Raw genomic sequence first — 16,927 nt, 5'->3', positions numbered from 1 at the left:
ACCGCCACCGCAGTCGGGTAGCGCCAGGCCAGACGGAAGGCCGCCGAGCATGGCTCGGCGCTACGCGCTACGGGGACCGGCGTGGCTTGCCTGCGCCGCGCCGCGCCGCCGTGCGGCGCTCCTGCGCGGTCTCGGCCTGGCGGATCGCCAGTTTCGCCGCGGCAGCCGCTACTTCTTCCTTCAGCTTGAAGTAGTTCAGTACACGGGTTTCTTCGATCTCGCCTTCATCGATGGCGGCACGCACCGCGCATCCGGGCTCCTGCTGGTGCAGGCAATTGCGGAAGCGGCATTGCGCGGCCAACGCCTCGATATCGGCAAAGCCGCCCTCGGCCAGCGTCTCCTCGCCGGTCGGTTTCAGCTCGCGCATGCCGGGCGTGTCGATCAGGCAGGCCCCCATCGGCAACGGCATCAACGCGCGGTGCGTGGTGGTATGCCGGCCTCGCGAATCATTCGAACGCACTGCATTGGTCTTCATCCGCTGTTCGCCCAACAGCGTATTGGTCAACGTGGACTTGCCCGCGCCAGAGGACCCCACCAGCACCACCGTGCGGCCTGCGTGCAGCCAGGGATGCAGGGTCGCCACGCTGTCCGGATCCAGTCCGTTCACCGCACGCAGCGCGATGCCCTGCACTTTCAGCTCCTCCAGCACCGCCAGCGCATCATCGGTGTAGTCGGTCTGGTCGGCCTTGGTCAGCACCACCACCGGTTCAGCGCCACCGCCACCGACCAGCAGCAGATAACGTTCGATGCGGCGCGGGTTGAAGTCCGCATCCAGCCCACAGACGATGAACACGGTATCGACGTTGGCCGCGATGACCTGCTGGTGGTAATGCTCGCCAGCCGCGCCGCGTTTGATCGAGGTACGTCGGGGCAGCAGTGCGACGATGCGGATGCCGTCGAGCAGCACCCAGTCCCCCACCGCCGGCCGTTCGTGGCTGGGGAAGCGGGGACGCTGCCATTCCGGCAGGGATTCGGCCTTGATCGACGCATCCGGCCCATCCGCCACCACATAGTGCGTGCGGTGCTGTTCGATCACCCGCGCCGGACGCGCCTGCGGATGGGCGGACATGGCGGCGTGCCAATCGGCCTGGTCGGCCTGCAGCGGAGCGCCTGGCCACGGCCAGCCGATGGTCTGCAGCGCGGGGTAATCGGGGGTATCGGTCATCGTCGGCATTCTACCGGGATGGGGCGTCCGGCAGGGCACGGCGGCGGCGGCATGGCTTGCCATGCATTGCAGCAATTCAGCTACCATGGGCCTTCCATGCCCATCGACGGCCCGCCTGCCATGCCCACTCCCACGCCCAAGCCCCTGGCCATCCGCGAGCGCCTTTCCGAAGTGCGCTACGAGATCCGCGGAGAGCTGGCGCGACGAGCGCGGGAACTGGAGGCGCAGGGCCACAAGCTGATCAAGCTCAACATCGGCAACCCGGGCAATTTCGGTTTCCGGGCGCCCGAGCACCTGCAGCGTGCCATTGCCGATGACATGGGCCGCACCGACCCATATACGCACCAGCAGGGCCTGCCGGTCGCACGCGAAGCCATCGCGGCAGCCTATGCGCGCCGCGGTGCGCCGGATGCGCACCCGGACCGGGTGTTCGTCGGCAACGGCGTCAGCGAACTGATCGACCTGTCCCTGCGCGCCCTGCTCAACCCCGGCGATGAAGTGCTGGTGCCGTCGCCGGATTACCCGCTGTGGTCAGCCGCCACCATCCTCAACGATGGCCGCCCGGTGTATTACCGCTGCGCCCCGGAGAATGGCTTCCAGCCGGATCCGGTGGAGATCGAAGCCCTGGTGTCCTCGCGCACCCGCGCCATCGTGCTGATCAACCCGAACAACCCCAGCGGCGCGAGCTACCCGCGCGAGCTGCTGGAGCGCATCGTGGCCATCGCGCGCAAGCACAACCTGCTGCTGATGGTCGATGAGATCTACGACCAGATCCTGTACGACGATGCACGGTTCCAGCCGGTCGCCCCATTGGCCGGCGACCAGCCGTGCCTCACCTTCAGTGGCCTGAGCAAGGTGCACCGCGCCTGTGGCTGGCGCGTGGGCTGGGCGATGCTGTCCGGCGAAGCAGCGCGGCTGGGCGAGTTCCGCGCCGCGATGGACCTGCTCAGCGCGCTGCGCCTGTGCGCCAACGTGCCAGGCCAGTACGCCATCGATGCGGCCGTCAACGGACCCGACACCATTACCCCGCTGTGCACGCCCGGCGGCCGCCTCTACGAAACCCGCCGCGCGGTGATCGAAACCTGCGAGGCCAGCGAGCATCTCTCGCTGGTGGCACCGGCAGGCGCCCTGTATGCCTTCCCGGCCGTGGTCGGCGATGCGGCCAAGGGCTTCGACGACCATGATTTCGCGCTGGACCTGATGAACCAGGAAGGCGTGCTGGTGGTTCCCGGTTCCAGCTTCAACGTGCCGTACCGCCATCATTTCCGCGTCACCCTGCTGCCGGAAGCGTCGGTGATGCGCGATGTCTTCTCGCGTATCGACCGTGCCCTGGCGCGCCGCGCCGAAGCCAACCGCAAGGTGGTGCCGCTGAAACCGCGCCGCTCGGCCGTGGCCTGACCCCGATGGCATTGTCCTGGCTGGCGTTGGGGGATTCCTACACCATCGGCGAAGGTGTACCGGTGGCGGGACGCTGGCCACAACAACTGGCCAGGTCGCTGCGCGACCGCAACGTCGCGCTGGATGACCCGCTGACCATCGCCACCACCGGCTGGACCACTGACGAGCTGGACGCCGGCATCGATGCGCAGGCACCACGGGGACCGTTCGATTTCGTCAGCCTGCTGGTCGGCGTGAACAACCAGTATCGCGGCCGCAGCGTGGATGACTACCGCGCGCAGTTCGACGCCCTGCTGCAGCGCGCGGTCGGCTTCGCCGGAGGGCGCACGTCCCGTGTGCTGGTGCTGTCCATTCCGGACTGGGGCGTCACACCCTATGCCGAAGGCCGCGACCGCCCACGGATTGCTGCCGAACTGGATGCCTACAATGCGGCCGCCAGCGATGCCTGCAGCCACCGTGGCATCGCCTTCGTCGACATCACCGACCTGTCCCGCCTGCACGGCGCCGAGCCAGCGATGCTGGCCGATGACGGCCTGCACCCATCGGCAAGGATGTACACACTGTGGAGCCAGCGCGCGCAGCCGCTGGCCGAACGGTTGCTGCGGACAACGGACTGACCCGTTGCACGGCCACGATTCCCCGCGGCCGTCACCTACCCTGCCTGCCACGCAGGCCCGCCAGATCGCGATGGCATTCCGTCCCGCTTCGCGCTGGGGCAACCGCCGCAACCAGTATTACGTCCGCTTCAAGCTCACCGGCGATCCGCTGTACCGCGGCGTGCTCGATGCCCTGCCCACGGACCACCTGCCAGTGCTGGACCTGGGCTGCGGGCTCGGGCTGCTGGCGCACGTGCTGCGCCAGCATGCGCGGGGCCAGGCCTACACCGGCGTGGACGTGGATACGGCAAAGATCAGGCAGGCGACATGCGCGGCGGCAACCTCCCGCCTGGCACAGGTTCGCTTCGAATCGCTCGATCTGCGCGGACCACTCCCACCGCATGCCGGACATGTCGCCCTGCTGGATGTCCTGCAGTACCTGGACCTGCCCGCGCAGCATCGCCTGCTGGCCAGGGCCGCCGCCGCTGTCGCTCCCGGCGGGCGACTGATCCTGCGTACGCCGCTGGCCAACAAGGACGGGCGTGACCAGATCACCCGGCTGGGCGACCGACTGGCCTGGCGGATCGGCTGGATGCGCACCCGCCCGCACCACTACCCGGTGGAAGCGGATCTGCGCGAGGCGTTGCGTGCTGCGGGACTGCAGGCAACGGCAGCCCGTCCGCTGCATGGACGCACGCCGTTCAACAGTTGGTTGCTGGTCGCCGAACGGCCGTGATGGTGGGGCACGGGCGTTCGTTCCCGTAGCGCCGGGCCACGCTCGGCGGGCCTTCAATCCGGCAACCGTGCCTGCAGGCCGCGTTGCTGCAATGCCTGCAGCACGCCCTCGATGATCTCCAGGTTGCGCCCGTGCGCCGCGCCTTCGTGCAGCAGCACGATGCTGCCCGCCTTTAATCCCGGCAACAACCGCGCCAGCACGACCTGCGGTTCACAGGCCACGCCGTCGTAGCCGCGTGCGCTCCAGCCCACGCGGGTCAGCTGCAACCGTCGCAGCACCGGCGCCACGAACGGATTGGTCATGCCCACCACCGAACGGTACCAGCGCGGCGGCTGTCCGGTGATGGAAGCCAGGGCCCGCTGCGCAGATTCGATTTCTTCGCTCATCGCCACCGGTCCCAGCCGCCAGAAACGTGCCTGCGGATGGCTGTGGCTGTGGTTGCCGATCCCATGCCCACGGCGGACGATTTCCCGGACCAGCTCCGGCCGGGCCAGTGCCCGGTCCCCCACCAGGAAAAAGGTCGCCCGTGCCTGGTGCCGGTCCAACAGGTCCAGGACCTGTGGCGTCTCCGCACTGGGGCCATCATCGATGGTCAGCCAGACGCTCTTGCCGGCAGCGGGCAGCCGGTCCAGCACTGGCGCATAGAACCGGCTGTTGGGCCGGAATACCGGCACCAGGAACAGCGCATGGCTGGCCAGCATCAGCGCCAGCCCCCAGGGCCAGCCCGCCAGCAGCCACGCCAGCACTACCCCCAGCTGCGATCCCGCCAGCCACGGAACCCAGCGCCAGGGCCGGGACGGGATGCGATGCAGTGTTTCTGCGGGGGTCATGCCCCATGATGCCATGGCGGGTAGAATCGGCGTTTCGCTATCACCGGATTTCCACCGCCATGTCCCTCGACCCCGCCCTGCGCTCGCGCATCGAAACCATCCTCGCCACCGACCGCGTCGTGCTGTTCATGAAGGGCCAGCCGAGCATGCCGCAGTGCGGTTTCTCCGCCAAGGCCGTCGGCGCGCTGCAGGACCTGGGCGTGGAGTTCGGCCACGTCAACGTGCTGGCCGACCAGGACATCCGCGAAGGCATCAAGCAATACGGCGACTGGCCGACCATCCCGCAGCTGTACATCGACGGCGAACTGGTCGGCGGCAGCGACATCATCCTGCAGATGGCCTCCAGCGGCGAACTGAGCAACGTGCTCGGCCTGGCCGCCCCGGACCGTACCCCGCCGAACATCACCGTCACCCCGGCTGCCGTGGAGATGCTGAAGGGCGCGCTGGCCGACTCTCCCGGTGCTTCGCTGCAGCTGGGCATCGATGCGCGCTTCCAGCCCAATTTCCAGCTGGCGCCGCATGATGACAACGCCATCGCAGCCGAGTCCAATGGCCTGCGCGTGCAGTTCGACCTGGCCAGCGCACGCCGTGCCGATGGCATCACCATCGACTGGGTGGACGATATCCGTGGCAAGGGCCTGGCCATCGACAACCCGAACGCGCCCAAGCCGATCGCCGAGCTGTCGGTACGCGATGCCGACGACCTGGTGCGTGCCGGCAGCGTGCTGCTGGTCGACGTGCGTCCGCCGGAAGAACGCGCCATCGCGGCCGTCGGTGTTCCGTTCAAGGTATTCGACGGCCAGGGCCGCGCCGAACTGGAAGCCCTGCCGAAGGACACCGCGCTGGCATTCCTGTGCCACCACGGTGGACGCAGCGCACAGGCCGCCGAACAGTTCCGTGCATTGGGCTTCAGCAAGGTGCACAACGTCACCGGGGGCATCGATGCCTGGTCGGACCAGGTCGACAACGGCGTGCCGAAGTACTGACCCGGCCCCGCCCACCGCGCACCCGCCCCCGGTAGTGACGGGCCATGCCCGTCACCCGCGCAGGTTCACGCCGAAAACCCGCCCTCGGCCAGGTAATCCAGTTCTTCCGGTGAAGGAATGCGCCCCAGCACCGCGTTGCGGTGCGGGAACCGGCCGAAGCGGCGGATGATGTCGCGATGCAGTTCGGCGAACTGCAGGTACTCCTTGTCACCCAGCACATCGAACATCGCCACCGAACGGTCCTGGTCCAGCGGGTCCTCGGAATGCTCGAACGGCAGGTAGATGAACGCCCGCAGTTTCGGTACCAGTTGCAGGTCCAGTCCTTCTTCGACCGCACGCATGGCGTAGTGCCGGGCCAGCCCGTCGGTGGCGTACGAATGCCCCGTGCCGCGGAAGCAGTTGCGCGGAAACTGATCCAGCAGCAACAGCAGCGCCAACGCCCCTTCGGCGGTAGCCAGCCAATGTTCGCGTGCACGGGATGCGGCCGCGTGGTGCTCCTCCAGGAACAGCTCGCGGAACCGCGCGTCGAATGCATCGTCGCGCACGAACCATTTGGCTGGGCCAGCCTCGGTCCAGAACGCCACTACCTGCGCTGCCATTTCCATGTCCTGCTCCACGGGCTGTACATGGGTGCGCCGCCAACCGCTCATCATTCGTCGAATCGCAGGTGGCGGACCGACTTGCCGTTGCGGCGGATCAGCTTCAGTGCCTCGATGCCGACCTGGATGTGGTTGTCCACGAACCGGGAACTGACCTTGGCGTCGGATGCCTCGGTCTTCACCCCGTCGGGAATCATCGGCTGGTCGGACACCAACAGCAAGGCCCCGGTGGGAATATGGTTGGCGAACCCTGCCGCGAACACGGTGGCCGTCTCCATGTCGATGGCCATGCAGCGCATCGCCCGCAGGCGTTCCTTGAAGGCTTCGTCGTGCTCCCACACCCGGCGGTTGGTGGTGTACACGGTCCCGGTCCAGTAATCATGGCCGAGGTCGCGGATCATCGTGCTGACCGCACGCTGCAGGGCGAACGCAGGCAGCGCCGGGACTTCCGGCGGCAGGTAGTCGCTGGAGGTGCCCTCGCCACGGATCGCGGCGATCGGCAGCACCAGGTCGCCAAGCTGGTTCTTGCGCTTCAGTCCACCACACTTGCCCAGGAACAGCACTGCCTTGGGCATCACCGCGGACAGCAGATCCATGATGATGGCTGCGTTGGGGCTGCCCATGCCGAAGTTGATCAGGGTGATGCCGTCGGCCGTGACGCTGGCCATCGGCCGGTCCAGGCCGACGATGGGTGCACCGGTCAGCTGTGCGAACGCATGCAGGTAACCGCTGAAGTTGGTCAACAGCACGTGCTGGCCGAACTGGTCCAGCGGTACCCCGGTATAGCGCGGTAGCCAGTTGTCGACGATGTCCTGCTTGGTCTTCATCAGTGGAGCGGCCCTGCGCGAACGACAGGGCGTAATTCTGCGAGACCTGCGCCGAAGAGTCGAGCGCCAGCTATGGCCTGCCGGGCTTGTCCAATCCGAATTTCTGCACCAGCGCGTCATACTGCCCGCGGGAAATCGTGATCATGGTGCCGTGCCTGACCTTCGGCGGCAGGGCGTACTTGTCCCAGTCGTCATGGAAGGTGTAGCCGGAGACCTGATACCACGGGCCAGACAGTTTGCTGGCAACCGACAGGCCATAGGAAACGCCCGGGTACTGTTCGTAGTACAGATACCAGGCCTTGCCATCCGGCGAAGGGACCAGCATCGGCGCTTCGCGGAAGTTCGGGCTGATCGGCAGGCTCAGGTCCTTGTAGGGTCCAAGCAACGAATCGGAGCTGGCAATGCGGATGGTCTTGCCGGTGACCCAATCCAGCGTGGGATAGGTTTCGTCCTTGAGGATCGCCCAGTACTTGCCTTCCTCCTGCCGCAGGAACACATCGATGGTGCCCATGTCCCAGTCGAGCAGGCGCTCAGGGGGCGCCGAGAACGTCTTCAGGTCGCGGGATGTCACGTAGAGCGTGCGCTGGCTCGCCCAGTAGCGTTCACTGTCTTCCGGCGTCCCTTCCAGGTGGGGCGTATGCCAGGTCATCACGAACTGCCGGGATGCCTTGTCGAAGAACAGCTTCGGGGCGCCGATCCGCTGCAGCGCCTGCGAATAGCCTGGCGTCGACTTCAGGTCGGGCGTATAGGTGCTGTAGCGCTCCCATTGGATGAGATCGCGCGAAGACCAGATGGTGATGTCCGGCGCCGCATCGCTCTGGTTGCCGGCAATGTAATACGTACCGTCCGGGCCCTGTGCGATGTCCGGGTGGCCACGGTAATCGTCGGTAATGCGCTTGCCGCCATTGAGGCGGGTCCAGTGCAGGCCGTCAAGGCTGACGCTGTAATAGAGACGACCGTAATCGTCATCGGTCATGTGCGCGAACAGGTATGCCGCATTGACCGGCTTCTCGCCGGGGCGTACCTGTCCGGGCGGATCCGGTTGCTTGCCGGATGAGACTGCAGCCGCGAACAGACCTGCTGCGAGCAATACTCCGCGTAGAGCTTTCATGCATTGGCACCCGACGAGTGGTTAGCGATGGGCCCGAGTCTAGCCCGGCATTATTTGTAATACAATTGGACTTTAACGTCGAAGTCCTCGGGTAATGAGCCACGGTGCCGGGCTTCGGGATCGGCCTGCGGTGGCTGCCAGGCATGCCTTGCCAGGTCAAAAGTCACTTGGCAGGCGCCGGTGCTCTCCGCTAGCGTCGAGAGCCTGCACCGCCACACTTCGGGGAACCATGAACAACCTGCTGCGCGCCGGCATCGGCCTGGCGCTGCTGTCGCTGGCCGCTGCGCCGGCCTTCGGCGCATCGCGCTTCATCCAGGATCCGTATCCCAGCACGTACCAGGCACGCAGCGGACAGGCCGTGCTGATCCACAATGCGACCGTGCTGACCGGCACCGGTGAACGGCTGGACGACGCCGACGTATTGCTGCGCGATGGAAAGGTGTCGGAAATTGGCCGTTCGCTGCAGGCAGGTGCCGATGTACGACGGGTGGACGCGCGCGGTCGCTGGGTCACCCCCGGCCTGATCGACGTGCATTCGCACCTGGGCGTCTACCCCAGCCCCGGCGTCGGTGCCCATAGCGATGGCAACGAAATGACCGCACCGGTCACCGCCAACGTCTGGGCGGAACATTCGGTGTGGCCCCAGGATCCCGGCTTCGCCGAAGCACTGGCCGGCGGCGTGACCAGCATGCAGGTGTTGCCCGGCTCGGCCAACCTGGTCGGTGGGCGCGGCGTGGTACTGAAGAACGTCCCCACCACCACCTACCAGGCGATGAAGTTTCCCGGTGCGCCCTGGGGCATGAAGATGGCCTGCGGCGAGAACCCAAAGCGGGTCTACGGCGGCAAGGGCACTGCGCCGGGCACGCGGATGGGCAACGTGGCCGGTTACCGCGCTGCCTTCATCGATGCCAGCGAGTACATCGCCAAGAACACTGCCAAACCGGCCAAGCGCAAGCGCTGGTTCGGCGGCGACAAGGAAGACAGCGCCGGCGACAGCGGCGGCAAGCGCGACCTCAAGCTGGACACGCTGGCCGGCGCCATCCAGGGCGACATCCGCGTGCACATCCATTGCTATCGCGCCGACGAGATGGCCACCATGCTCGACCTGGCCGACGAGTTCGGCTTCAGGATCGCCGCCTTCCACCACGGCGTGGAAGCCTACAAGCTGGCCGACCGGCTGGCCGAAAAAGGCGTGTGCGGTGCGCTGTGGGCCGACTGGTGGGGCTTCAAGATGGAAGCCTTCGACGGCATCCAGGAGAACATCGCGCTGGTGGACCGGCCAGCCAACAGCTGCGCCATCGTGCACTCGGATTCACCCGAAGGCATCCAGCGCTTGAACCAGGAGGCCGCCAAGGTGATCGCCGCCGCGCGACGCGCCAACATGCCGGCCATCACGCCGGAACGCGCCATCATCTGGATGACCGGCAACGCCGCCAAGGCACTGGGTATCGAAGCTCAGACCGGCACGTTGGAACCGGGCAAGAATGCCGACGTGGTGATATGGAACGGCAACCCGTTCAGTTCCTATGCGCTGGCCGACCAGGTGTTCATCGATGGCTACCGCTACTACGACCGCGCCCATCCTGCGGACAAACCGGCGTCGGATTTCCGTCTTGGCCAGGAGGTGCGGTGATGGGCTGCTTGTTCAGCAGGGTCAGGAGCCGCCGGGCACGGCTCGGCGCTACCGTGGGCGTGATGCTGCTGGCCTGTGCAGCAGGCAGCACGAACGCGCAGGACGTGCTGATCCGCAATGCCACCGTGCATACGGCCAGCGCGCGTGGCAGCCTGGACAATGCCGACGTGCTGGTGCGCAACGGCGTGATCCAGGCCGTCGGTACCGGCCTGGCGGCCCCGTCCGGCATGGCGGTGGTAGAGGCCAACGGGCGTCCGCTGACGCCTGCGCTGTTCGGCGGCATCACCGAGATCGGCATCGAGGAAGTGTCCGGCGAATCGAGCACGGTGGACAGCACGCTGAAGATCGGCACGCAGCCGTTGCGTCCGGAGTTCGATGTCACCCTGGCCTACAACCCGGCCTCGATCCTGGTGCCGGTGGCGCGGATGGAAGGCATCGGCTTCACCGCCCTCGGCGCACATACCGGCGGCGGCTTCGTGGCCGGCCAGGGAGGCGTGGTGCGGCTGGATGGCAGCGCCGACCCGATCGGCCCGCGTGCGCTGTACCTGCGCCTGGGTTCGGCGGCGGCAGAGTTGACCGGGCAATCGCGTGCCGCGCAATGGATGCTGCTGCAGCAGATGATCGACGAGGCACGCGGGCGGGTGGGCGCCGATTCGCCACACGCCCTGCTCACCCCGGCCGGGCGCCGTACGCTGGCGGATTACCTGGCCGGCAATGGCCGCGTCATCGTCGAGGTGGACCGTGCCTCGGATATCCGCCAACTGCTGCGCTGGGCCGCACGGGAAAAGGTCAAGATCGCGATCGCCGGCGGCGCGGAGGCCTGGCAGTTGGCTCCGCAGCTCGCACAGGCGGGTGTGCCGGTGTTCGTGGACGGACTCGGCAACCTTCCCACCACCTTCGACCAGATCGGTGCGACGCTGGAAAACGCTGCGCGCCTGCAGCGGGACGGAGTGCAGGTCAGCTTTACCCAGGGCGGTGATGCCTCCCACAACGCGCGGAAAGTGCGCCAACTGGCCGGCAATGCCGTTGCCCATGGATTGCCATGGGCCGACGCGCTGGCCGGGCTGACCCGCGTGCCGGCCGAGGCAATGGGCGTGGGTGGGCAGATCGGCAGCATCGAGCCGGGCAAGCTGGCCGACCTGGTGCTGTGGGAAGGCGATCCGCTGGACGTGGCACATTACGCACAGCAGGTGTGGCTGGGCGGCCGGGCGATGCCGATGCGCTCGCGCCAGACCGAGCTGCGCGACCGCTACCTGCAGCGTGCCGCCTCGCCCTGATCCCTTCGGAGATTCCGCGATGCCCTTGCCCTGGTATTTCGATTTCGTTTCGCCCTTTGCCTACCTGCACTGGCAGAAACTGAAGGCCCTGCCGCAATTCGCGCGCATCCAGCCGGTTCCCATCGCGCTGGGGGCCGTGCTGCAGCACGTGGGCAACCTCGGGCCTGCCGAAATCCCGGTCAAGCGTCGCTTCTTCTACCGGCATCTGCTGTGGACGGCGGGGCAGGAAGGCGTGCCCCTGCGCTTTCCTCCAGCGCATCCGTTCAATCCCCTGCCGGCACTGCGGTCATGCATCGCAGCCGGTTCCAGTACCTCGGCGGTGGATGCCATCTTCAACTGGATATGGAAGGATGGCCGCGCCGCCGACGATGCGGCGGCGCTGGCCGGGCTGGCCAGGACGCTGGGGGTGGGCAACCTGGAGGCTGCCATCGGGACAGCGGAGGTCAAGGATGCCTTGCGCCGCAACACCGAGGCCGCCATCGAGGCCGGCGTATTCGGGGTGCCTACCCTGTCCATCGACGGTGAACTGTTCTGGGGCAACGACGCCCACCCGTTGATGGTGGCCGTGCTGGACGACCCGGGCGTGCTGCGGCAGCCGCAATGGCAACAACTGCTGGACCTGCCGGTGGCTGTACAGCGGAAACGCTGAGCGGAACGCCGCGGCGGGCGCGCGCGCCGGGCCAAATTGCGATAGCTTTCACACTTCGGGACATTCAATCAGCCTGGAGGGGGCCTGCGGATGCGCATCGGAATCGTCGTCGACTCAGCCTGCGACCTGCCGCAGGAGTTCATCGCCCAGCACAGGATCGTGCTGCTGCCCATTACCGTGCGCATCGGCGAAGCGATCCTCGCCGACCACCGCGACGAGCAGGCCACGCTGAGCTTCCTGCACGCCCATGTCGCGGAGCATGGAGCGGAGGCTGAAACCATTCCTTTCAGCGTGCAACAGATCCGCGACCTGTTCCTTGAACGCCTGGTCATCGATTACGACCACGTGTTCTGCCTGACCATCACCAAGACCCGCAGCCCAATCCACGACAACGCGCTGCAGGCCAGTTTCGCCATCCTCAACGACTACAAGCCCGTACGCCAGGCGGCAGGCTTCAACTCGCCGTTCGCCCTGCGGGTGATCGACACCCAGAACCTGTTCGCCGCCCAGGCCGTGACCGCCATCGAAGCGGTGCGCCTGCGCGACAGCGGCGCCAGCGTGCAGCAGATCCGCCAACGGCTGGAAGAACTGGCCAGCAACGTGCACGGCTACATGGTCACCCGCGACCTGTATTACATGCGTGCCCGCGCGCGGCACAAGGGCGACCGCAGCGTCGGCCTGCTCAGCGCTGCGCTGGGCAGTGCGCTGGATATCAAACCAGTGCTGCATGGGTACCGTGGGGAAACTGGACCGGTGGCCAAGATCAAGGGGTTCGACAACGCGGTGTCCCGGCTGTTCGAGGTGGTCGGGCAGCGGGTGCGCGCGGGCCTGATGACCCCTGCGGTCTGCCTGAGCTATGGCGGTGAGCTGGATGAACTGCGCGCCCTGCCCGGTTACGCGCAGCTGCGGCAGGTGTGCGCCGAACATGGCGTGCAGGTGTACGAATCGGTCATGAGCCTTACCGGCATGGTCAATGTCGGCAAGGGGGCACTGACCGTTGGCTTCGCTGATGGACCACATCGTTTTGAATAAGTGCGGGCCAGGTCGGCTGCCCGTCAGGATCAGCGGCGCACGCTGGCTTCGGACCCTTGCCGGAATGGCCTGCACGCGGCTTGCACCCCGCGCCTGCAAGGCTTTGCATCATTGAATGGAGGAAAAAATGACCACGTATTACATCACCCTGCCAGACCCGGCCAAGGCACGCGGCCAGGACCCGGATCTGGCTTTCAAGTCGCAGAGCGCCGATGGCTTTGCCAGCGACCTCCAGGACGCCCTGGCCTCGACCACGCTGTTCGAGAAGTGGAAGGCAAAGCAGCCGGACCCGGACGCCGTCCCGGAGCAGTGGGGCGTCACCGATCCCAACGCCACCGTGACCGGCAGCCAGGACGACCTGCAGATCAAGCTGGAGGCCAGGACCACCATCAAGGGAGAGATCCTCAAGGAGCGCCTGCGCCTGCTCGCAGGACCGCACTGGACCCTCCGCGACGTCCGCTGACAAAAAGGGGACGGAGCGGATCAGGTCGCATTTGGCGCCGCCAATGACGCCTTGATCCCCTCCGTCCCCTTTTTTTGCGAGAATGCCCTCCCCGAGGCGGGCCGTTGGTGCCAGCCGCATCAACGAGGTTCCGTGAAGACCCCCCAAGGCCTGCAGGCCCTGATCGACGATGGCGTGATCGATGAGGTGCTGCGCCCGCTGAAGAGCGGCAAAGAAGCAGCTGTGTACGTGGTGCGCAGTGGTGATGATGTCCGTTGTGCCAAAGTCTACAAGGACATGGCCCAGCGCAGTTTCCAGCAACGCGTGCAATACCAGGAAGGCCGCAAGGTGCGTGGCAGCCGCGAGGCGCGTGCAGTCGGCAAGGCCAGCAAGTACGGCCGCAAGCAGCAGGAAACGGCCTGGAAGAACACCGAAGTCGATGCGCTGTACCAGTTGCGCGATGCCGGCGTGCGCGTGCCCGAACCCCATGGTTATTTCCACGGCGTGCTGGTGATGGAGCTGGTCACCGATGCCGACGGCTTCTCCGCCGCGCGGCTGGGAGAAGTGGAACTGGAACCGGACCAGGCCCGTGACTTCCACCAGGTGCTGGTGCGCCAGGTGGTGCAGATGCTGTGTTGCGGGCTCATCCATGGCGATCTGTCGCCCTACAACGTGCTGGTCGGCCCGGATGGACCGGTGGTGATCGACTTCCCCCAGGTCGTCAGCGCCGCCGGCAACAACAACGCCCGCAGCATGTTGCTGCGCGACGTCAACAACCTCACCGCCTATCTCGGCCGCTTTGCCCCGGAGCTGCTGGACAGCTGGTATGGCGAAGAAATGTGGGCATTGTTCGAGGCTGGCGACCTGTTGCCGGACTCCCCGCTGACCGGCACCTTCGTGCATGACGAATCGACCATCGACCTGGACAGCGTGCGCCACGCGATCAACGACGCGCGCGAAGAAGCACTGATCCGCCAGCAGGGTCGCGAAGCCGCCGAACAGGACGACGACTGACGAAGAAAAAGGGGACGGAGGGGATTAAGTCGTTTTTGGCGTTCTTTTGGCCAAAAACGACTTAATCCCCTCCGTCCCCTTTTTTCAGCTACAGCGCTTCGGCGTGGTGGGCGATGTGGTCGCCGATGAAGCTGGCGATGAAGTAGTAGCTGTGGTCGTAGCCGGGCTGCATGCGCAGTTCGATCGGGTGGCCCACCACCTCGCAGGCAGCCTGCAGGCGCTGCGGCTGCAACTGGCCGCCGAGGAAATCGTCCGCGTCGCCCTGGTCGACCAGCAGCGGCAGCCGTTCGCTGGCAAGGGCCACCAGTTCACTGGCGTCCCACTGCAGCCACGTACTGCGGTCCTCGCCGAGGTAAGCGGTGAAGGCCTTCTCGCCCCATGGCACCTGGCTCGGTGCGACGATCGGCGAGAATGCCGACACGCTGCGGTAGCGGCCCGGGTTGCGCAGCGCCACCACCAGCGCGCCATGCCCGCCCATCGAATGCCCGCTGATGCCACGTGCACCGGTAGCCGGGAAGTTGGCTTCGATCAACGCCGGCAGCTCGTCGACGATGTAGTCGTGCATGCGGTAATGCTTCGCCCACGGCTGCTCGGTGGCATTGAGGTAGAACCCCGCCCCCTTGCCCAGATCGTAGCCTTCGGCATCGGCCACCTCATCGCCGCGCGGACTGGTATCGGGCGCCACCAGGATGATGCCGTGCTCTGCCGCATAGCGCTGCGCACCGGCCTTGGTGATGAAGTTCTGCTCGTTGCAGGTCAGCCCACTCAGCCAGTACAGCACCGGCAGCTTCCGGGCAGCAGCCTGCGGCGGCAGGTAGATGGCGAAGTTCATCTCGCAGCCCAGCACCTCGGAGCGGTGGCGGTACACGTCCTGCCAGCCGCCGGAACAGGCGCGGTGTTCAATGCGTTCCATGTCTTTCCCCTGCAGGCGGCGCCCTGCACCAGGCGCGCCGCGTTGAGTACGGGCAGTGCCGGCCGCTGGCCGGCCACCACTCAGAAATGCACGACCGAGCGGATCGACTTGCCTTCATGCATCAGGTCGAAGGCTTCGTTGATCTTTTCCAGGTCCATGGTATGGGTGACGAACGGGGCCAGCTCGATATCGCCCTTCATCGCGTCTTCCACCATGCCCGGCAGCTGGCTGCGGCCCTTGACGCCGCCGAATGCACTGCCCTTCCAGGTGCGCCCGGTGACCAGTTGGAAGGGACGGGTGGAGATCTCCTTGCCCGCCCCCGCCACGCCGATCACAACCGACTGGCCCCAACCACGATGCGCACATTCCAGCGCCGCACGCATCACCTCCACGTTGCCGATGCACTCGAAGCTGTGGTCCACGCCCCAGCCGGTCATCTCCACCACCACCTGTTGGATCGGCGCGTCATGGTCCTTCGGGTTGATGCAGTCGGTGGCGCCGAACTCCCGCGCCAGCTCGAACTTGGACGGGTTGGTGTCGATGGCGATGATGCGCCCGGCCTTGGCCTGGCGTGCCCCCTGGATCACCGCCAGGCCGATGCCGCCCAGGCCGAACACGGCCACGCTGTCGCCTTCCTGCACCTTGGCGGTGTTGTGGACCGCGCCGATACCGGTGGTAACGCCGCAGCCGAGCAGGCATACATGTTCCGGATTGGATTCCGGGTTGATCCTGGCCAGCGACACCTCCGCCACCACCGTGTACTCGCTGAAGGTGGAGCAGCCCATGTAGTGGTAGATCGGCTCGCCGTTGTAACTGAAACGGGTGGTGCCATCGGGCATCACGCCCTTGCCCTGGGTGGCACGCACGGCCACGCACAGGTTGGTCTTGCCGCTCTTGCAGAACAGGCACTCGCCACACTCCGCGGTGTACAGCGGAATCACGTGGTCGCCCGGCCGTACGCTGGTCACCCCTTCACCCACCTCCACCACGATGCCGGCACCTTCATGCCCGAGCACGGCGGGGAACAGGCCTTCCGGATCATCACCGGACAGCGTGAAGGCATCGGTGTGGCAGACCCCGGTATGGGTGATCTTGACCAGCACCTCGCCCTTCTTCGGCGGGGCGACGTCGATCTCGACGATCTTCAATGGCTGGCCGGGACCAAAGGCGACGGCGGCGCGGGACTTCATGGCGGGATTCTCCAGGGAACAGGCAAGGACAAGGGTAGGCATGCGCGTGTTGCGCGCTTGTTTACGGCGCCCGCACGCGGCGGGAAGGATTCATTTCAGGTAGGAGCGGATCAGCGCGCCCATGTCGCGCACGCGTTCGGCGCGCTGCGCATCGGATGCGGCCGGCTGGCCGAATTCCTCGCGCAGGTGCGCCTCCATCACCTCGGACATCAGCCCGTTGACCGCCCCGCGGATGGCGGCGATCTGCTGCAGCACCGGGCCGCAGTCGGCTCCCGATTCCAGCGCGCGGTCCAGCGCATCGCACTGGCCGCGGATGCGGCGCACGCGGGCAAGGACCTTCTTCTTTTCTTCCGGCGAGTGCGGCATGGGCATGCAGCCAAGGAACTATACTGGGGGATAGTATACGCCATATCACCGCCATGCCACATGCCCAGCCGCGCATGTGCCGGTCATGCCACCCTCACGCCCCTGTCGCAGCAATGGTGCAACAAGGATAGGTCTCCCGCGGTCGTCGTCGCCCCCAACAGGA

The 16,927-nt window shown here is 66.4% G+C and carries 18 protein-coding genes; 10 read left to right on the top strand and 8 right to left on the bottom strand.

Annotated elements, in window-relative coordinates; genetic code table 11:
• Window positions 1–67: 67 nt before the first annotated feature.
• Complete coding sequence (gene rsgA, locus H4O11_RS07450; RefSeq protein WP_246333335.1) at window positions 68–1,165, bottom strand: ribosome small subunit-dependent GTPase A; 1,098 nt, start codon at window positions 1,163–1,165, stop codon at window positions 68–70.
• Between the two features lie 120 nt (window positions 1,166–1,285).
• Here rsgA and H4O11_RS07445 point away from each other — a divergent pair, with 120 nt between their 5' ends.
• The 3 genes from H4O11_RS07445 (at window position 1,286) to H4O11_RS07435 (ending at window position 3,895) form a co-directional block, all read left to right on the top strand.
• Window positions 1,286–2,563, top strand: a complete 1,278-nt coding sequence (locus H4O11_RS07445; protein WP_182338860.1) for a pyridoxal phosphate-dependent aminotransferase — start codon at window positions 1,286–1,288, stop codon at window positions 2,561–2,563.
• 5 nt (window positions 2,564–2,568) lie between these two features.
• Window positions 2,569–3,180 carry an SGNH/GDSL hydrolase family protein gene (locus H4O11_RS07440; RefSeq protein WP_182338766.1) on the top strand — a complete coding sequence of 204 codons (612 nt, stop codon included), beginning with the start codon at window positions 2,569–2,571 and terminating at the stop codon, window positions 3,178–3,180.
• Between the two features lie 70 nt (window positions 3,181–3,250).
• Complete coding sequence (locus tag H4O11_RS07435) at window positions 3,251–3,895, top strand: methyltransferase domain-containing protein (protein ID WP_246333334.1); 645 nt, start codon at window positions 3,251–3,253, stop codon at window positions 3,893–3,895.
• Between the two features lie 53 nt (window positions 3,896–3,948).
• Here the strand turns inward: H4O11_RS07435 and H4O11_RS07430 are convergent, their stop codons facing one another.
• Entirely contained in the window at window positions 3,949–4,725 is a 777-nt protein-coding gene (locus H4O11_RS07430) for a polysaccharide deacetylase family protein (protein ID WP_182338764.1), read from the bottom strand.
• A 59-nt stretch (window positions 4,726–4,784) separates the two neighbouring features.
• Between H4O11_RS07430 and grxD the strand changes: the two genes are divergently transcribed.
• Window positions 4,785–5,711, top strand: coding sequence for a Grx4 family monothiol glutaredoxin (gene grxD / locus H4O11_RS07425; RefSeq protein ID WP_182338763.1), 927 nt, complete (start codon window positions 4,785–4,787; stop codon window positions 5,709–5,711).
• A gap of 65 nt (window positions 5,712–5,776) precedes the next feature.
• On the opposite strand, the gene H4O11_RS07420 is transcribed toward grxD, so the two are convergent.
• The 3 genes from H4O11_RS07420 to H4O11_RS07410 all read right to left on the bottom strand — a co-directional run bounded on the left by H4O11_RS07420 (window position 5,777) and on the right by H4O11_RS07410 (window position 8,248).
• Window positions 5,777–6,316 carry a DUF924 family protein gene (locus H4O11_RS07420; protein WP_182338762.1) on the bottom strand — a complete coding sequence of 180 codons (540 nt, stop codon included), beginning with the start codon at window positions 6,314–6,316 and terminating at the stop codon, window positions 5,777–5,779.
• A 44-nt stretch (window positions 6,317–6,360) separates the two neighbouring features.
• Complete coding sequence (locus H4O11_RS07415; RefSeq protein WP_182338761.1) at window positions 6,361–7,137, bottom strand: AMP nucleosidase; 777 nt, start codon at window positions 7,135–7,137, stop codon at window positions 6,361–6,363.
• A 70-nt stretch (window positions 7,138–7,207) separates the two neighbouring features.
• A complete protein-coding gene (locus H4O11_RS07410; RefSeq protein WP_182338760.1) occupies window positions 7,208–8,248 on the bottom strand; it encodes a glycoside hydrolase family 43 protein in 1,041 nt (346 codons plus the stop codon).
• Between the two features lie 229 nt (window positions 8,249–8,477).
• On the opposite strand from H4O11_RS07410, the gene H4O11_RS07405 reads away from it, so the two are divergent.
• From H4O11_RS07405 to H4O11_RS07380, 6 genes are all read left to right on the top strand, one after another.
• A complete protein-coding gene (locus H4O11_RS07405) occupies window positions 8,478–9,881 on the top strand; it encodes an amidohydrolase (RefSeq protein WP_182338759.1) in 1,404 nt (467 codons plus the stop codon).
• A gap of 62 nt (window positions 9,882–9,943) precedes the next feature.
• Window positions 9,944–11,158 carry an amidohydrolase family protein gene (locus tag H4O11_RS07400; protein ID WP_425506018.1) on the top strand — a complete coding sequence of 405 codons (1,215 nt, stop codon included), beginning with the start codon at window positions 9,944–9,946 and terminating at the stop codon, window positions 11,156–11,158.
• Between the two features lie 19 nt (window positions 11,159–11,177).
• Window positions 11,178–11,807: a 2-hydroxychromene-2-carboxylate isomerase gene (locus tag H4O11_RS07395; RefSeq protein ID WP_182338757.1), complete on the top strand. Its 630-nt coding sequence runs from the start codon at window positions 11,178–11,180 to the stop codon at window positions 11,805–11,807.
• Window positions 11,808–11,897: 90 nt separating this feature from the next.
• Window positions 11,898–12,839: a DegV family protein gene (locus tag H4O11_RS07390; RefSeq protein WP_182338756.1), complete on the top strand. Its 942-nt coding sequence runs from the start codon at window positions 11,898–11,900 to the stop codon at window positions 12,837–12,839.
• Window positions 12,840–12,966: 127 nt separating this feature from the next.
• Window positions 12,967–13,302, top strand: coding sequence for a hypothetical protein (locus H4O11_RS07385; protein ID WP_182338755.1), 336 nt, complete (start codon window positions 12,967–12,969; stop codon window positions 13,300–13,302).
• A gap of 132 nt (window positions 13,303–13,434) precedes the next feature.
• Window positions 13,435–14,295, top strand: coding sequence for a PA4780 family RIO1-like protein kinase (locus H4O11_RS07380; protein ID WP_182338754.1), 861 nt, complete (start codon window positions 13,435–13,437; stop codon window positions 14,293–14,295).
• Window positions 14,296–14,383: 88 nt separating this feature from the next.
• Here H4O11_RS07380 and fghA read toward each other — a convergent pair whose 3' ends face one another.
• From fghA to H4O11_RS07365, 3 genes are all read right to left on the bottom strand, one after another.
• A complete protein-coding gene (gene fghA / locus H4O11_RS07375; RefSeq protein WP_182338753.1) occupies window positions 14,384–15,208 on the bottom strand; it encodes an S-formylglutathione hydrolase in 825 nt (274 codons plus the stop codon).
• Window positions 15,209–15,288: 80 nt separating this feature from the next.
• On the bottom strand, window positions 15,289–16,398 hold the full coding sequence (locus H4O11_RS07370; RefSeq protein WP_182338752.1) for an S-(hydroxymethyl)glutathione dehydrogenase/class III alcohol dehydrogenase: 1,110 nt from the start codon (window positions 16,396–16,398) through the stop codon (window positions 15,289–15,291).
• A 90-nt stretch (window positions 16,399–16,488) separates the two neighbouring features.
• Window positions 16,489–16,764, bottom strand: a complete 276-nt coding sequence (locus H4O11_RS07365) for a metal/formaldehyde-sensitive transcriptional repressor (protein WP_182338751.1) — start codon at window positions 16,762–16,764, stop codon at window positions 16,489–16,491.
• Between the last annotated feature and the right edge of the window lie 163 nt (window positions 16,765–16,927).

The organism is Stenotrophomonas tumulicola, assembly GCF_014117215.1.
Taxonomy (GTDB): Bacteria; Pseudomonadota; Gammaproteobacteria; order Xanthomonadales; family Xanthomonadaceae; genus Stenotrophomonas; species Stenotrophomonas tumulicola.
The sequence above is the reverse complement of the archived record's forward strand: the minus strand, read 5'-3'. Positions and strand labels throughout refer to the sequence as shown.

What these genes read in the sequence shown, in the direction of transcription:
- rsgA (WP_246333335.1), bottom strand. Translation starts at nt 1,165, where the DNA reads ATGACCGATACCCCCGATTACCCCGCGCTGCAGACCATCGGCTGGCCG.
- H4O11_RS07445 (WP_182338860.1), top strand. Translation starts at nt 1,286, where the DNA reads ATGCCCACTCCCACGCCCAAGCCCCTGGCCATCCGCGAGCGCCTTTCC.
- H4O11_RS07440 (WP_182338766.1), top strand. Translation starts at nt 2,569, where the DNA reads ATGGCATTGTCCTGGCTGGCGTTGGGGGATTCCTACACCATCGGCGAA.
- H4O11_RS07435 (WP_246333334.1), top strand. Translation starts at nt 3,251, where the DNA reads ATGGCATTCCGTCCCGCTTCGCGCTGGGGCAACCGCCGCAACCAGTAT.
- H4O11_RS07430 (WP_182338764.1), bottom strand. Translation starts at nt 4,725, where the DNA reads ATGACCCCCGCAGAAACACTGCATCGCATCCCGTCCCGGCCCTGGCGC.
- grxD (WP_182338763.1), top strand. Translation starts at nt 4,785, where the DNA reads ATGTCCCTCGACCCCGCCCTGCGCTCGCGCATCGAAACCATCCTCGCC.
- H4O11_RS07420 (WP_182338762.1), bottom strand. Translation starts at nt 6,316, where the DNA reads ATGGAAATGGCAGCGCAGGTAGTGGCGTTCTGGACCGAGGCTGGCCCA.
- H4O11_RS07415 (WP_182338761.1), bottom strand. Translation starts at nt 7,137, where the DNA reads ATGAAGACCAAGCAGGACATCGTCGACAACTGGCTACCGCGCTATACC.
- H4O11_RS07410 (WP_182338760.1), bottom strand. Translation starts at nt 8,248, where the DNA reads ATGAAAGCTCTACGCGGAGTATTGCTCGCAGCAGGTCTGTTCGCGGCT.
- H4O11_RS07405 (WP_182338759.1), top strand. Translation starts at nt 8,478, where the DNA reads ATGAACAACCTGCTGCGCGCCGGCATCGGCCTGGCGCTGCTGTCGCTG.
- H4O11_RS07400 (WP_425506018.1), top strand. Translation starts at nt 9,944, where the DNA reads ATGCTGCTGGCCTGTGCAGCAGGCAGCACGAACGCGCAGGACGTGCTG.
- H4O11_RS07395 (WP_182338757.1), top strand. Translation starts at nt 11,178, where the DNA reads ATGCCCTTGCCCTGGTATTTCGATTTCGTTTCGCCCTTTGCCTACCTG.
- H4O11_RS07390 (WP_182338756.1), top strand. Translation starts at nt 11,898, where the DNA reads ATGCGCATCGGAATCGTCGTCGACTCAGCCTGCGACCTGCCGCAGGAG.
- H4O11_RS07385 (WP_182338755.1), top strand. Translation starts at nt 12,967, where the DNA reads ATGACCACGTATTACATCACCCTGCCAGACCCGGCCAAGGCACGCGGC.
- fghA (WP_182338753.1), bottom strand. Translation starts at nt 15,208, where the DNA reads ATGGAACGCATTGAACACCGCGCCTGTTCCGGCGGCTGGCAGGACGTG.
- H4O11_RS07370 (WP_182338752.1), bottom strand. Translation starts at nt 16,398, where the DNA reads ATGAAGTCCCGCGCCGCCGTCGCCTTTGGTCCCGGCCAGCCATTGAAG.
- H4O11_RS07365 (WP_182338751.1), bottom strand. Translation starts at nt 16,764, where the DNA reads ATGCCGCACTCGCCGGAAGAAAAGAAGAAGGTCCTTGCCCGCGTGCGC.